This window comes from Gilliamella sp. wkB178, from assembly GCF_001690705.1.
GTDB lineage: Bacteria > Pseudomonadota > Gammaproteobacteria > Enterobacterales > Orbaceae > Gilliamella > Gilliamella apicola_K.
Genome location: NZ_LZGK01000013.1, coordinates 284532 through 299872, shown reverse-complemented (window position 1 = coordinate 299872; position 15341 = coordinate 284532). Strand labels below are relative to the sequence as shown.

Sequence of the window (15341 nt, the reverse complement as noted above, 5' to 3'; positions counted from 1 at the left end):
TCATTGCTTCATTTAAACTTTTAACAAAAGTATTTTGTATCAACTCTACTAGTAAATTCACTACCATTGCTATAAGCAATATATTGGCGGATAACTCATAACCTCTGCATTTGAATTTTATATTTACTTAGTTTTTAATTAGTAAATATTTAAGTTAAACAATTCTCACCAACCAAACAACCTTTTTCTATATCAAATGGAATTACTTTTAAATTAATCCTATCAGAGAAATAAAAACATGGTAAAGGCGCTTTAAAATTTGAATGTTTTGGATAAATTAATATAAGCTGTCCTTCTGCATCAAAATATTTGTGTCCATAAGCAAACATCTGATATAAATCTGATTGGTTTATATCATACTTTTTCAAAGAATTATTTTTTCGTTCATCAATTAATTTCCATTTGGTGTCCAATATACATACATTTTTTCTATTTTCTGTAATCAAAAGATCTGGTTTTAAACGAAACCATTTTTCTGTTTTTTTACCCAACGGTGTATGTTCGGCAAGTGAAGTTCGACTGGGCTGTATATGCAATTTTTTCGGAGAATCAATATGTAAACATTTTGCAACATATTTTTCAAAAAGCTGAGGCATTGAAAATAGCAGGGAGATTCCTTTATGTGAGCCATGTTGAAAAGATGGACGTATATTTAATAAAATTATTTCAATCCATTTTTTTATATCACCATAACTTTCATATAATCGATTTTCTCGCCAAAAACCTAACATCTCAACAGGGTTCAAAATTGGTTGTATCTCTTCTAGTAATAAAGATAAGTCGTAAGCCATAAGAATAGAATCAGAATTACATGTGAATTCCGACACAAAATTTAGCGTGGTTTTAATTAAACGGTTTTCTACTCCATTAAAGTTAAAATCATCATATTCCAGTTCAAAATTAATATCTTGCCCAGGTGCTTTACGTATCTGTTTAGAAACTAACAATCTACCTCTGAGATAAGATTGGTTGTCTTCTACTAATTGATAATCACTTCTGAGTCCTCCATGTAATAACTTTTGTAAAGATAAAAGAAATTGTTTTATTATCCATTCATGTAAAGGTAAATCATGATGATGATCTAAATCCGCTATACTAATGCTTTTAGGATTTAATTCATAAACAACAGACAACATTTTTTTTAAAATTGCATATGATTTTTCAGAAGAATTGTTTCCGATATCAATTTTTGGTAAGACATGAATCCTCTCATTATTAAACGGGCTTTGAATATAACCAATATATGACCCCAATTTAAAACTATTTCTTTTTAAATCCGTAATAACTGGGTTTTCAACATCTTCACTGAAAGCATTTGACTGATACTGACTAACTAGCCATTCCAATGTTTCCTTTGTAACATAAGCTCGTTTAGATGATTGCAGACTCTTATTGTATGATTGTAATTCCGCGTACTCAAATACAGTGATCATATTCATGATTGATAAATTTCTTTAAAACGCTGAATAGAATCTAAAGCAACCAAATTCAATTCAATTAGGTTATTAGGATTGAATTTTGAAAAATCTTCATAAAAAAGATCTGATTGTTCTTCCATGATATTTGTTACAATTCTTTTTTCATCACCAGAATCTGGATTATCATTTAAAATTAAGGAAATATTTTGTAAATTACCATAAAAATATTCTTGTAATAATGGAATAATTTTAGTAATAAAAATACGTTTTAGACATTCCAAATAACTACCTTCATCAATAAATTTTTCACGTAATGGCATAAAATAACTATGTCCTATCTGATAATCTTTTCCTTTTAAAACTTGAATACGCTTATTGATAATTGTTAACATTTTCCCAACATCTAAACCATATTGATTGGCTTCTTCTAATATTTTGTAATTAGGTGGATATTCCTTAAAGTCAAAACGCCTACGTAATGCCAAGTCTATCTGTGCAAGAGATTTATCTGCTGTATTCATTGTGCCAATAAGATACAAATTAGCGGGGATACTAAAAGGATCCTTTGAGTAAGGTAAGATGATTTCACGAGCGTCACAACAACCGCTTCGTTTATCTTCTTCGATTAATGTTATCAGTTCTCCAAAGATTTTTGAAATATTTCCACGATTAATTTCATCAATTATTAATACATAATTCTGAGTCATTTGAGATTTAGAATTAGCCATAAAATTATCATTCAATTCTATTTTTTGATTATGTAACTCTTCTACTATTTTTGCCCAAGTCATTCTGGATAATTCATAAACAGCTTTCTGGACTAATTTTTTATTATTATTTAAATTCAAAATATTAAAGTCAATATTAGTTAGAAGCCATTTTACTTTACGTACATGTGCATAATCGTTTTTTGAGGTGGATTTTTTATCAAATTGATAATCAGATTCAATAACACCTATTGCTTGAACACTTTTATGATCTTTAAGACAAAGTACTACATCACCACGATTCATTTCTTCGTAAAATGCATTTAGTGATGATTTTGCATTGGAACCAAGTTGATCATAATATTCCGCTTGTTCTTCTGTGCGTTCATCATTAAGATTCCCTACTTTATTCCATCCTATTCGAATCTCACCCGCCTTAATATATTTATTTCTTCGTTCTTTATCCCAAACTTCTCCAACTGATATTTTCCAAATTTTAGGTTCATTATTTAAACCAAGATTTGATGTTATATTATTTAAACCTATCGATTTGCTAGCTAATAAGGCTAATTGTTTAAAAACTCCATTTTCAACTGAGTAGACAACTTTATCTTCTCCTTCTGGAATATCTGCTTTCAATCCTTCAATAAAATCTTCATAAGAAAAGCTTTGATGAAATGTAGTGAACGCGATTCGTTTTTGTTGAACTAATTCATCATATTTCTTTTTAATTAAAATACGTATCTCATTTTGATTTTTAGCCATTATTTCTTTATACCCAGAAGGATCTGCTATTTTTACAGAAAGCTCTGTTGTAGCATAAGTTTTCCCTGTTCCCGGAGGGCCAAATAAGATTTGATTTAATGGTTCATTGATTTCTGTAGCGTTACTAGCATTATTGGATAGCGTAATTCTACTTTCTTGATCCTCATCCATTTTATCTACTCCATCATAATAATCTAAAATATCTAGAATATTATTCCAATTATAACTTTTATCAATCCTAATCACGCATACTTTTTTATTCGTAAGTTTATTTGCATTATTGCGAAGATTACTATTTTTAACTTCTCGATATTGAAATTGAAAATTCAAAGTGTTGGGAATTTTATGCTCTAAAATTAGATTAAAATTTGCAGTTGAATTAACTTCTAATGCTAATTGTTTATTGACTTTATTTGTAAAACCTTTTATATACTTTGTACCTGGAGTAATTCTTTCATATAAAACAGACAATAATTGTTCTAAATTTTCAGCATTTAGTTTACTATTTGTTGATGTAAACCAGCAAAAATATGATAATTGTGCAAAGGTTGTATTTAATTTATATAACGCATGTAAAATATTCTCATAATCATCCCATCGTAATGATTCAGCTTGTTTTTTGTTCTTGATCAATTTTTGTTTTATTAAAAAAGGAATTGTTTGTGTGTCAACTGGAAAAAATTTATCTGGAAATAAAATAAAAAGCTTCTGTGTTAATTTGCTAACACCAGTATATTTTATCTTTATTAATGCTGAATCAAATAATTCCCCTATCTGAGGACTATTATTATGAATTGCTTTAAATAATGCCCACAAAGTAGGTATATCTTGTTTTTTCCTTTCTTTTTTATAAGGAAACAACCACGCCCCTAGAGGTTGTACGCTTGGCATCCCATAACTATCCGGAATGGGTAATTCTAATTTAAATTTATCACTGAGTTTATTTATTATCTCTTGCCTCTTACCCTCTTTAAATTTGATGAGTAATGCAGTAAAACTAAATGGGTCAATTTCTTGAAGAGGTATATTTTTGTCATTTACATCTTTGTCTATTAACCCGTTATTTATTCCAATCTCTTTTAAAATATTAATTAGCTCGGCTTGATTATTTTCATAACCTAGCAGCCATACTGAGATTTTTTTAAATGTTTCCACCCAAATAAATTTACTCATATCAAGCCCTTCTAAATTTAGTCATTAGAAATATCTAAAATTCTACTTGCTCTTCAAACTGTGAAATATCAATACTTAAGAATTTGAACAAATTGTTGAAGTTAACTATTTGCAACACTGCTCTAAACTAGTAACTCAATTAAGTGTAAACCATCAACCAATATTATCAACTTCCTCTTGGAAAAAAATCATAACCGCCAAACAACTTTAATTATACGGGGATACCTAACTTTTACATTATCTATTCAATTTCAATTATACTTACATCTAAATATTTAACTAAGTATTTATTTAATTCATGGTGTTAACCTTCAAGGTTCATCCATGATAAATAAAAGGAGATTTAAATCTAATTTAAAGATACACACCATTATTGAGTTTAAACATATACGGTTTTATATCATATTTGTCGCTTAATTTGAATTGATTTGAACAAAAGTTGGTCAAGTATTAAAACCTACAACAAGGTTGATATAAAAAATCTTTAGGCAAACCCCAACCATAACCAATATCAACCTGTTTTTATACCCAAACATACCCCTCTCAGGAAACGTCTTAACAAGCATAAAAATGCCAGTGGCGTGGCTGGCATTGGTTGGTGTGGTGTGCGTTGGCGTTGTCGGTCGTTAGCGGTTGTCGCTAAAGCAACTACCGCTCTTTTCTCGCCAACTCTGTCGGCTCGGGTTGCCCCTGCCGCTGCAACCGTCCTATTGTTGCTTAAACTTTATTACTCCTTATTAAACACCCGCGACTTAAGGATTAAGGACTAAGAACTAAGGACTAAGGATAGGCGCAAACCCCGCCGCTGCGGCTGTAGCTCGGGTTGTCGCTGTCAACGATGCCGTAGCCCGAGTGGACAATGAACTGGTTCGAACCGTAGCTGTCGCTTGTCCAGTAGTAGTAGTCGACGAAGCCGGCAGCGGTATAATCGTTCATGATGCCCCATTCGGTGAACAAACCCGCACCAATATTACGTTGGTAATTATTCATAGTTGATGACGGCGTGGCGCCCACTGCTCCTGTTCTCACAGCATTAGTTAAGTCTTTGACCTGGGGCAGACGGTAACCGCCGCCTAAACTACTACACCAGGATGAGGTGTTAGCATAATTAGCATATTTCTCTCCGCGGTTGACGAACCACTGCCTTAACTGAAAACCATATTTTAATACCTCGTTATTACTACTATCTTTACCTACTAACTCGAATGTCTGTGGCAAGGTGGGCGTAGCAATTCTACCCGGTGAATCTGAACTCCATTGGGATGATGTCGCCGCCGGACCAGTGAAGGTGACGCGGATGCCATTAGGATAATAGGGTGATGGCGTCATGGTAGCGGTAATACCACCTCGGCTGACTGTTGGCCATGTCAATGCTGAACCTTTAACACCACCTATTTCTAACTCAAAATACAGATTATTAGCACCGGTAGTCGGGAAGTTACGATTGTAACCTGATGGTGTAGTTGATTGCACTAGGAAGCCTTTATATGGTTCCCAGATAGTAGCGGGGCCGGCGTAGTCGCCGGTGCCATAGGCCCCCCGATTTGGTCTGGCGTAACAGATTTTAGGTGGCGCTTTAGGGCTGATATAATAAGTAGCAGTACCTCCGCTGAAACTACTACTATTAGGCAGCCCATACTGGGTGGTTAAACTACCAGCTGTACTGGTTAATGCCACTTTATAAGGCGCTTGACAGATATCTAAGCTGGCACTACGACTCACGGCTTGATTGTCTTTATCGGTAATACTCACACTTAAATCACCGCTAGCAGTAACACCATTAGCACCCTGACCATCACCATCATCATCACCCCAATAATTATACGGGGCACCAAGGAATGTGCTTATGGGAATGGAGTTAGCTGTTGTAGGCACCAACATCTGTACATCAGCTAAGGTTTCTCCTACATTAGGTAACACTATAGGTGTTGTCGCTGAAGTATTGATTGCCGGAGTAATGTGAGTACCGTCAGATAAGGTAATCCATAACAGACCATTCGTAGTAGTATACTTAGTTGCCCCATTATCAAAAGTAAAATACGGCTGAGTACCATGGATTACCTGGGCCGTAGTAGCCGACAATGCTTGGGTAGTAGTAGCATACGGCAACAATAGCAATGGCATTAAGGCTAAACCACGCTTTAAGCTAAAACTTAAACGTGGTGGGCGCTTAATTAGTGATAATGGCGGTAACTGCCGATTTGGCGGTAATGGTGTTAATGATTGTAGTAGCCGTAATGGTATTATTGAAGATAATTGCTGATTTTGGTAACCAGGTTGCCGATTATGCCGACGGCACGGGACTAAATCGGGGGCTAAATTATCACTTTGGTGAAATGAGTTAACTACAGTGTGTGGTGATAGATTTTGGACGTAAAGCTGCCAGTGCTTGTGTCTTGTGTCTTGTGTCTTCCAGTATAAGCCATGATGAGGATTCCGTCAAGTAATTTTATGTTTTATTTACACTTTTTCCATTCGAGTGCGCGAAAAATAACCTCCGCACTACTCATCGCTAAAAGTATATCGCCTTGATAAATTTTAACTACTATTTTGTTAAGTTTATTTGTAAAGAATAGTAAAGATGAAGGGATTATTACTAAATTAATAACCTTATAATCTCTACTTAAAAGTGTGGTTACCTATAGGTTAATAGTCAGTAAGTTAATCGGCTAATGTGGCTAACCTTTGCCAGCGATTGTTGTTAACCCTTGCCAATAAAGGCTTTAAAGCCAATTTATGGATATACGCCTTTATCGAACCAAATGTATCCGGTTTTGCACTTGATTTGAAAAAGTCGGTCGCGTTTTGTTGCTCTGTTTCTTTTAGTAGCAAATCCCAGCACTATTCAAAAAATCTATTTCAATCTCCAATATTTTGAGCTAGCGCAGTTTTTTGTTTTTATTTTTTTATTAATTGCATACTTATCCAAACTCGTCCATTCAAATCTACGTTTATAGCTTCTACCCTAGTGTTTTATGGCTAAATAAAATACAGCTTATTTGCATATTTATAGTTGATAATTCGTTATTTTGATGGTTTAATTTATTACCGCTATATAAATAATTACATAACGAATAACTATGAAAAAAACATCTATTTATATCATGATACTATGTGTTGCCCCTGTTATTGTTTTTGCTGATGATGACAAAAAAGTGAAAAATATTGAGGTGATGAATATTTGGGCTAGTACCGCAGCGACGAATCCAGACGTTATCACACAATCCCAAATACAATCCCGTAATAAAACCAATGCAGCAACAGCAATTAGCACTATGCCAGGCGCGATTCTTGATAAATCAGGGAATAGGAATGAGTTAACGATTAGATTACGGGGTTTTGATAGTCGACAAGTACCTATTTTTCTTGATGGTATTCCTATCTACGTTCCTTACGATGGTAATTTAGATCTTGGTCGATTTATGACGAGTGAACTGGCTAACATTGAAGTTAGTAAAGGGTATGTTTCCTTATTACAAGGCCCTAACTTAATGGGTGGGGCAATTAATTTATCAACAATATTACCAACGAAACCCTTTGAAGCTAAAATCGCTTATAGCGAAGGCTTGGCGCGTAGTGCCGACAATGCCTATAACGGCAGTGCGCGAATGAGTGTTAGTAATGATATTGGTTTTTTACAATTTAGCGGTAGTCAATACAAGCAACGTTTTTTGGGATTGCCAACTGATTATGATAACAACAAAAACGCTGGCTCTGATGGTCGGCGTTACAACTCGGCATCCGATGATAAACAAGGCATGATTAAAATCGGATTTACCCCGCGCGAACTTGATCAATATATTTTTACCTATTCTAAACAAGACAGCAATAAGGATAGTCCGCCAACTGTGGGGGTAAGCAAAGGTAAATATCGTTATTGGAAATGGCCTGATTATAACAAAGAAAGTTTTTATTATAATGGTATTACACAATTAACCGATAAAGTGAATTTACAAAGCCGGTTTTTCCACGATAAGTTTATCAATACCTTATTAATGTATAAAAAGAATTCTGTTTTAGCGCCAGATTATAGTCATTACGATGATTACAGCAATGGTGCGTCACTGCAATTAGGTATTGATATGCGAGAAACTGACGTATTATCTTTTTCTGCACATTGGAAAGACGATGTACATCAAGCGCAAAGTAACCGCGGTGGTAGCTGGTTACATTATAAAGATCGTACTTATTCAGTAGCAACTGAATATCAATGGTCAGTTACAGCTCCTTTAGAGGTGGTCGCAGCAATAGGCTATGATTGGCGCGATAGCAAAAAAACTAATGAAAAATCACAAGATAACGATCAACAGGCTTTCAATTGGGAAATGTTAGTAAAATATAAATTTGATAATGATGATTTGTTACGTTTTTCAGTTTCTGATCGTAGTCGCTTTCCTACCCAGAAAGAACGTTATACAACCCAAAAACCAAAAGATAATTCGCTTGGAATAGTGAACCCTGATTTAAAATCTGAACGAGCTTTAACCTTTGATTTAACCTATGACGGCAATCTTAATAAACAATGGGGATATCAAGCCAGTATTTATTACAACCACGTTAATGATGCTATTTTTGCGCATACAGTAATAAAAAATGGGCAACCTTTTTTCCAAAATCAAAACAGTGGCATTGTTGACTCTTATGGCGTGGATTTAAGTGTTAAAGGTAATGTTACTTCATGGATGAAAGTGGGTACTAATTATGGTTATATTTATAGTGACCCGAAAAAAATAGATCATGTTGAAGGCTTGCCAAAACATAAATTATATTCTTGGGTAGATTTCAGCCCAACTGATTCGACGGATATAACTATCATGCAAGATCTACGTTATTCAAGTTATAATTATAGTGATAGTAATGAAAAAGTAGCTGGATTTGGTAAAACAGATCTACGCATGGAATATCGCTTCAATAAGGAACTTGCTACCCATATTGCCGTTAATAACATTTTTGATAAATCTTACCAATTTACAAATGGTTACATAGAAGAAGGCCGCAATTTTTGGTTAGGTTTTGAGTATAATTATTAAAAAATAGCGACACAGTCGCTATGAGTTTATTTCATCATGAGATATTGATCATGATGAAATAAATCCGTAAAGGTTAATCATATCTTTTTATAGTGGTAAAAAATGGTTTTCTATCTCTTTTGTGAGGGATTCCAGGCTAAAAATGCCCAAGTCCGATTTTTATTACTACCTGATATTAAATGATCTTTATTTTTTTGGTAGTAATACTTTAAGCGTTCAAGTTCATGTTCATTCAAGTTGCCAATAGACCAAATCACTGAATCAATGAAGCTTTTTTCATCATCTACTGGCATTGGATTGATTAATGGCTCAGTATTAAGGAAATCGACCGAAACTTGATACCCTTGCTGATAGAGTAAGTTAACCGCATAAATATAAGTTGGAAAGCCAATACCATCACGACCAATTGCTGCGAGTATATCTCGTTGAATAAAGTCCTTATCAACAGTCATCGTCATATAGACAGCTTTTTTTGCTTTAGCGTTTAATTTTGCTAAGGCTGGTTCAAGATCTGCCACCATAGATGACCGCGATGACACACAAATATCACATTCGGGAATGTCGTCCCATGAATCCTCCCAAGCTCGTAATATATTGGTATTATTATGAATATTTAATTGTTGAGCGCGTTCTGTTACCACGTCCAGCATTTTCGGGCTAAAATCTAAGGAGTATACGTGTTGAAGTTTTGGCGCCACAGTTAACGAAATTGCACCACCACCACAGCCAACATCCAATAATGTTGTCGCAGCGGTCAGGTCCATTCTAGCCACAAAATCATGAATGTAATTACTATTTAAACAGCTGCCACCATTTTCCCTCGTCCTAGGTGCGCGCGCATCCCAATCAGACTGCTTTTTATTTTGTCTTAATGTTAAACTAGCATGAGTTCGATATAAGGATGCAAAATCAATATCGTAAATAGATTGTATATCTCTCATAGTTAATCATTTCCCTGTTGTTATTTATTACCGATTACTCTCATTTTATAAACCGCAAATTTTTGCTAATAATACTTTTATCCAAAGAATATATTTGTGCTAAATTATCGATGGTCAAGCTGGTAGCAGGGGTATCATCAGCTAAAATTTTTCCTTGATCAAATAATATCACTCTGTCAGATATATCAAAAGCATGCTCCGGCTGATGCATTGTCAGCAATATAGTCAAACCTTGTTGTCGAAATGATTTAATCAATTCTAATACACGGATTTGATTGCCATAATCTAAACTGGACGTTGGTTCATCCATAATTAATATTGTCGGTTGTTGTGCTAATGCCCGAGCAATTAATACTAATTGCTTTTCCCCACCACTTAAACGATTATATGTTCTACTTTGCAAATGGCTTATTCCTACTCTGACCATGCATTGTTGAGCTATTTCAAGATCTTTTTTACTGGGCACACTATACCAATTAAGATGCATTGATCGCCCCATTAATATCATTTCTTGCGTTGTAAAGGGAAACACAAAATTATGTGTTTGCGGAACATAAGCGATAAACTGGGCTAACGCCTTTTTAGACCATTGTGCTAATGGGATTTGATTAATAAAAATTTGCCCAGCCTTGAGGGGCAAAATAGCTAGAATCGTTTTTAATAGTGTTGTTTTACCACAACCATTGGCACCAAGTAGACAAACAATCTGCTGATCTTGTAAACAAAGATTTAAGTGAGTAGCTATTAACCGATCAGTATAACCAATGGTCACATTTTTTAGTTCGATAAGGTTACTCATACCTTTGTTTTTCCTTTAATTAATAACCCTAAAAAGAAAGGTGCACCAATAAAAGCGGTTAATATTCCTAATGGCAATTCAATTGGAAATGCTGACCTTGCAATGGTATCAGTAACTAATAGAAAACCTGCACCTAAGCATATTGAAGTAGGCAATAAATGACGAAAATCAGGCCCTTGCCATAAACGTGCTAAATGAGGAATAACCAACCCTATCCAACCAATAATACCCGTGATTGAAACGGTAGCTGAGGTAATCAAAGTAGCAATAAAAATAAAAATAATGCGCAAATAGCGAATATTTATGCCTAGCGTTGATATCTCTTCATCATCTAGACTCATTAAATTCATTCGCCAACGCAGTAAAAATAGAGGCACTAAGCAGATTAGAATAATTGGAGCCACAACATATAAATCACTCATTGTTGCCATGGTTAAAGACCCCATCATCCAAAATGTGATTGTGGTTAATTGGCTATAAGGATCAGCCAATAATTTAATTAATGATATGGCTGAGGCTAATACTGCAGATATCGATATACCAGCAAGTACCATCGCCAAAATAGGTTCAAGTCGCTTAGTTAGTTGCGCAATGACATAGACTAATAGTACGGTAATAAAACCAAATAAAAATGCACAAATTTGGATGCCAAAGATAGATAGATTAAAATAGATGGCTATTACCGCACCAAGGCTAGCCCCCACCGACACACCTAAAATATCCGGAGATACTAACGGGTTTTTAAACATCCCTTGATAAGTACTGCCTGCTACAGATAAAGAAGCACCAACTAATAATGCAGTTAAAATTCTAGGCAACCGTATTTGCCAGAGAATAATATCTAGATCGGTATATTTTTGACCAGTTATCACTCGTTGGATTGATGAACAAAACTCACTAACCGAGAACAACTGCTTGCCACTAAAGAAGGCTATAATCAATAAAATCATTAAGATTAAAAATGGGGTTATTTTTTTGATCACAATGGTTCCGGTGTTAAAATTTGTTTTAATTCATCTGTCGATAGTTGATAGTTATAAAATAACTTGAAATACTCAACAATATTAGCTGTAAATTGCTCTTTTGACATATTTTGTGGATAAAGAATGTGACTTAACCAGCTTAATCCCATCAAACGATTAATACTTGGTGGCCCATCAATCCAACCAAACGGCAGAGAAGGCGCTAAATAAACGCGCCCTTCTTTTACAGCGTTAATACGCTGCCATAATGGATCTTTCGAAACTTTAGCATAAAAATTACGATCTGAAATAATGATTACATCTGGTTGCCAAAGCATTAGCTGTTCAATGGATACCCGAGTTATGATATTTTGGCCTGCTTGTTCGGCAACATTTTTAGCACCAATCCAATCTAAGACTTCCGTGTGAATCGATCCGCGTAATCCCGTTTCTAATCCATCTGGTCCTCTTGCTGAGTACACTTTAATTGCTTGATTATTGCTAGTTAGATTACCGATATCTTTTGTCTGTTTTAATACTTTTTCTGCATATTGAGCTAACGCACTGCCTTGTTCATCGTTATTTAGAATATGGCTTAATTGTCTTATTTGCTGAGGTGAACTAGATAACTTCCCATTAATCAATAAATAAGGAATACGCGTTTGCTTTTCAACTTGCTTAGCAAGATCGACATAAGTTGGAGTAATATTTCCAATATCAACAATTAAATTAGGGGTTAATTGGATAATTTTCTCGTAAGAGGCTGTCGTGCCCCTACCGGCTAAACGGCCTGTCATTGTAAGATTTTGAATTGCTGGCGAAAAAAACTTCTTTTGTTGGGGAGACAATGAAAGAGAAGATAATCCCACTAATTTATTGGGTGCTACCGACAATAAGAGAACATCAGCTACAGGCCCCGAACTCAATACGCGGTTTATTTCATTAGGCGGCGGAATATCACCAAATTTTTGCACAATTTCAGATTGATCATTTGGGTTTGCTGTAACTGAAAAAATACTAAAAAAAAGAATAGCAACAATAATTATTACTTTTGAATAATAGCGATTTACCACAATAATGCCTCACTAGATCGTCGTTTGTTTAATATTATTATAAAAACGAGACTGTATTGCCGAATCAAGATATTTTCCAGTCATCAATAATATATCGTTTCTCATCAAAATTAACAATTTTATTACTATGAAAAAGGAATAAAATGATAAAATAATCCAGTTAATGTATTGTCTGGCATCTAACGAAAAGGAAGCAATAAAATGAATTTCGAAAATAGATTATCGTCAAATATAAATACTATTTTTTGTTATTGTTCACATGCTGATAACACTAGAACAAAAGATCCTGTATTAAATGCTCAAATTGTTTATAACGGTTTAATTACCGATAATGGAGGCGAAGAACGCTATCCAGATGCTGACAAAGCTCTGCTTCATTATGCACTTGAACATTATAGCTTCTGGCAACATCTTCACCCTGAATACAAGCCACAACTCGATCAAATTGGTATTTTTGGTGAAAACATTTCATCAATTGGTTTAACTGAGGACAACCTATGCATTGGTGATATTTTGGCTTTAGGAACCAGTAAAGTGCAAGTTACACATGGACGAGATGCGTGCCAAACGATGGACAATTTATTTAATTCTAGTTCGATGAGTAAAGAAATGCATGATAATCATAAAACGGGCTGGTTTTATCGTGTCTTAGAAGAGGGTTACATTAAACAAGGTGATCCAATCGTTTTACTTGAACGCCCCAACCCTAAATGGACGATTGCTTTGGTTCAATCTTATCGTTATCAACAACGAGAAAATACCAAGGCGATATTGACACAATTAATTGCACTACCTTACTTATCTGATGATTGGAAATCGATTTTCATTGAGCGTTTAAATCAAATGGAATGACACCAACATGATCACAGGCTCATTAGATTACTAATAAGTCTGTGAGTTAGAGCTAATGTTAATTACTCCTTTTATTAGCTTTTATTAATTTAATTTGTTTAATTGCAGAATCGATATCATCAAAATCAACATTTTCAAGTTCTTCAATAGATAAATCCCACCATTTTAAAGCTAGTAATTCCTTAATAATTAAATCATTAAATCTATAACGTATTATTTTTGCAGGCACACCAACAGCAATTGCATAAGGTGGTATATCCCTGGTAACCACTGCACCTGAACCAATAATCGCCCCATCACCAATATTTACACCTGGTTGTATAATAACGTTTAATCCAATCCAAACATCGTTGCCTATAACAACATCTACCTGTTTATTGGTTGAAAAGTTTTTCTTTTTATTGGGGTCAAAAAATCCTAATTCAGGATAATTATATTGAAAAGTATTAATAGATAACCAATCTGTTGGATGTTGAGAAGGAGCAATCCAAGTTCTAGCGGCAATTGCGCAATATTTACCTATATGAGTGTTTTGCCTTATAAAGGCGTGTTCTTGAATATAGGAATTATCACCAATAGTAACGTTTGTTTGTACATCTGTAGTTGGGTGAATCCTAACATTTTTACCTACAGTAATATTCCTACTCTTAACGTATTCTTCAAAATTATCAAAGTAGTTTATATTAGCCCTGTATCGCTCTAAATAAGATATTTTGTCGTGCAAAATATCAAGTTGTTTTTGTAATTCATTGTTTTTTTCATTTAGTTTGTTCAGCTTGTTTAGAGTTCCCTTACATAACCAACTTCGCAATCCCATTTATCACTCCGAATATTTATTTATAACTTTTTATCTAAAATATTATTAATTAAAATTAATAATATAATAATAGTGTTAGTTTTTATCAATCAAATTTGTTTAATTACAGAATCATCATCCACAACAATTCTGACAAAAATTATAACATTTACACTAGTTCAACCCGCTAACCTGTGCGAATCGGCTAGCTATTTTCTATTATTTATTATTTCCTTCATCTAACCTTCAGATTTTTGAATAAATTCCTCACGATAAACGGATGCATAATAGAAACAGGCAGCATATATAACTTGCCAATAACATTATGATTTTTGACTGAGGTTATTAAATATAATTTATTTTGATAATCGTTAGCACGAAGCAGACGAATATGTACACAAACATCAAGGTGTGAATCCCTGACAACCAATGTCAGTGTTTGTTTGTCTTTCTCGGTTATGGTAAAAAAATGGACTGTGCTGCCTATACTTGGTTCATCTTCACCCAATTTATCGAAGCCTTTAATCGGCTCAATAGCAACTATTTTACCTAAAAAATCCCTAATGCTAAATAATAGCCCCAACCATTTAGGTTGATGGTTAGTCATCATCTTATAAGCCTCATATGGTGAAATGTTGTTGGCAATATTCATACTTTGATAGCTTAAATAATCAACGTCATCCGCTACCAGAGTTATGTGGTTTAATAAAACTCTGAGTGTGTTAAGCGTATCCTTTTGTTTGCTATTCATAGGCTAATTTGATTAATTTTTCATATTGCATATTGTATTGGTCAACAAACATGCGGAATAATAAGTGGATAGAT

12 protein-coding genes are annotated in these 15341 nt (G+C 34.2%); 3 read left to right on the top strand and 9 right to left on the bottom strand.

Annotation, left to right across the window (positions count from 1 at the left end; all coding sequences use genetic code 11):
* Positions 1 to 149 precede the first annotated feature (149 nt).
* The 3 genes from A9G13_RS05600 to A9G13_RS05585 all read right to left on the bottom strand — a co-directional run bounded on the left by A9G13_RS05600 (position 150) and on the right by A9G13_RS05585 (position 6187).
* On the bottom strand, positions 150 to 1346 hold the full coding sequence (locus A9G13_RS05600; RefSeq protein ID WP_218059167.1) for an McrC family protein: 1197 nt from the start codon (positions 1344 to 1346) through the stop codon (positions 150 to 152).
* A gap of 89 nt (positions 1347 to 1435) precedes the next feature.
* On the bottom strand, positions 1436 to 4063 hold the full coding sequence (locus A9G13_RS05595) for an AAA family ATPase (RefSeq protein WP_065556617.1): 2628 nt from the start codon (positions 4061 to 4063) through the stop codon (positions 1436 to 1438).
* Positions 4064 to 4843: 780 nt separating this feature from the next.
* Entirely contained in the window at positions 4844 to 6187 is a 1344-nt protein-coding gene (locus A9G13_RS05585) for a hypothetical protein (protein WP_065556615.1), read from the bottom strand.
* A 59-nt stretch (positions 6188 to 6246) separates the two neighbouring features.
* Here A9G13_RS05585 and A9G13_RS11170 point away from each other — a divergent pair, with 59 nt between their 5' ends.
* Together A9G13_RS11170 and A9G13_RS05580 are read left to right on the top strand one after the other, a co-directional pair.
* Entirely contained in the window at positions 6247 to 6408 is a 162-nt protein-coding gene (locus tag A9G13_RS11170; RefSeq protein ID WP_176701952.1) for a hypothetical protein, read from the top strand.
* Positions 6409 to 7143: 735 nt separating this feature from the next.
* On the top strand, positions 7144 to 9093 hold the full coding sequence (locus tag A9G13_RS05580; RefSeq protein WP_065556614.1) for a TonB-dependent receptor plug domain-containing protein: 1950 nt from the start codon (positions 7144 to 7146) through the stop codon (positions 9091 to 9093).
* Positions 9094 to 9203: 110 nt separating this feature from the next.
* Here the strand turns inward: A9G13_RS05580 and A9G13_RS05575 are convergent, their stop codons facing one another.
* From A9G13_RS05575 to A9G13_RS05560, 4 genes are read right to left on the bottom strand one after another with little or no spacing between them, the layout of a single operon-like run.
* Complete coding sequence (locus A9G13_RS05575) at positions 9204 to 10034, bottom strand: class I SAM-dependent methyltransferase (protein WP_065556613.1); 831 nt, start codon at positions 10032 to 10034, stop codon at positions 9204 to 9206.
* Between the two features lie 40 nt (positions 10035 to 10074).
* On the bottom strand, positions 10075 to 10833 hold the full coding sequence (locus tag A9G13_RS05570; protein ID WP_065556612.1) for an ABC transporter ATP-binding protein: 759 nt from the start codon (positions 10831 to 10833) through the stop codon (positions 10075 to 10077).
* Complete coding sequence (locus A9G13_RS05565; protein ID WP_141670897.1) at positions 10830 to 11783, bottom strand: iron ABC transporter permease; 954 nt, start codon at positions 11781 to 11783, stop codon at positions 10830 to 10832. The genes A9G13_RS05570 and A9G13_RS05565 overlap by 4 nt, the downstream gene beginning before the upstream one ends.
* A gap of 29 nt (positions 11784 to 11812) precedes the next feature.
* Positions 11813 to 12868: an ABC transporter substrate-binding protein gene (locus A9G13_RS05560; protein ID WP_176701951.1), complete on the bottom strand. Its 1056-nt coding sequence runs from the start codon at positions 12866 to 12868 to the stop codon at positions 11813 to 11815.
* A 201-nt stretch (positions 12869 to 13069) separates the two neighbouring features.
* On the opposite strand from A9G13_RS05560, the gene A9G13_RS05555 reads away from it, so the two are divergent.
* Complete coding sequence (locus A9G13_RS05555) at positions 13070 to 13720, top strand: MOSC domain-containing protein (RefSeq protein ID WP_065556610.1); 651 nt, start codon at positions 13070 to 13072, stop codon at positions 13718 to 13720.
* Between the two features lie 58 nt (positions 13721 to 13778).
* On the opposite strand, the gene A9G13_RS11210 is transcribed toward A9G13_RS05555, so the two are convergent.
* The gene (locus tag A9G13_RS11210) at positions 13779 to 14537 is read right to left on the bottom strand and encodes a DapH/DapD/GlmU-related protein (protein ID WP_081301174.1); all 759 of its coding nucleotides are present in this window, start codon (positions 14535 to 14537) and stop codon (positions 13779 to 13781) included.
* Between the two features lie 214 nt (positions 14538 to 14751).
* The gene (locus A9G13_RS05545; RefSeq protein WP_065556609.1) at positions 14752 to 15267 is read right to left on the bottom strand and encodes a DUF2867 domain-containing protein; all 516 of its coding nucleotides are present in this window, start codon (positions 15265 to 15267) and stop codon (positions 14752 to 14754) included.
* Positions 15268 to 15341: the final 74 nt, after the last annotated feature.

Excerpts from the sequence above, each read along its gene's own strand:
- A9G13_RS05580 (WP_065556614.1), top strand. The coding sequence starts at position 7,144 with ATGAAAAAAACATCTATTTATATCATGATACTATGTGTTGCCCCTGTT.
- A9G13_RS05545 (WP_065556609.1), bottom strand. The coding sequence starts at position 15,267 with ATGAATAGCAAACAAAAGGATACGCTTAACACACTCAGAGTTTTATTA.
- A9G13_RS11210 (WP_081301174.1), bottom strand. The coding sequence starts at position 14,537 with ATGGGATTGCGAAGTTGGTTATGTAAGGGAACTCTAAACAAGCTGAAC.
- A9G13_RS05570 (WP_065556612.1), bottom strand. The coding sequence starts at position 10,833 with ATGAGTAACCTTATCGAACTAAAAAATGTGACCATTGGTTATACTGAT.
- A9G13_RS05565 (WP_141670897.1), bottom strand. The coding sequence starts at position 11,783 with ATGATTTTATTGATTATAGCCTTCTTTAGTGGCAAGCAGTTGTTCTCG.
- A9G13_RS05555 (WP_065556610.1), top strand. The coding sequence starts at position 13,070 with ATGAATTTCGAAAATAGATTATCGTCAAATATAAATACTATTTTTTGT.
- A9G13_RS11170 (WP_176701952.1), top strand. The coding sequence starts at position 6,247 with ATGGCGGTAACTGCCGATTTGGCGGTAATGGTGTTAATGATTGTAGTA.
- A9G13_RS05585 (WP_065556615.1), bottom strand. The coding sequence starts at position 6,187 with ATGCCATTGCTATTGTTGCCGTATGCTACTACTACCCAAGCATTGTCG.
- A9G13_RS05595 (WP_065556617.1), bottom strand. The coding sequence starts at position 4,063 with ATGAGTAAATTTATTTGGGTGGAAACATTTAAAAAAATCTCAGTATGG.
- A9G13_RS05575 (WP_065556613.1), bottom strand. The coding sequence starts at position 10,034 with ATGAGAGATATACAATCTATTTACGATATTGATTTTGCATCCTTATAT.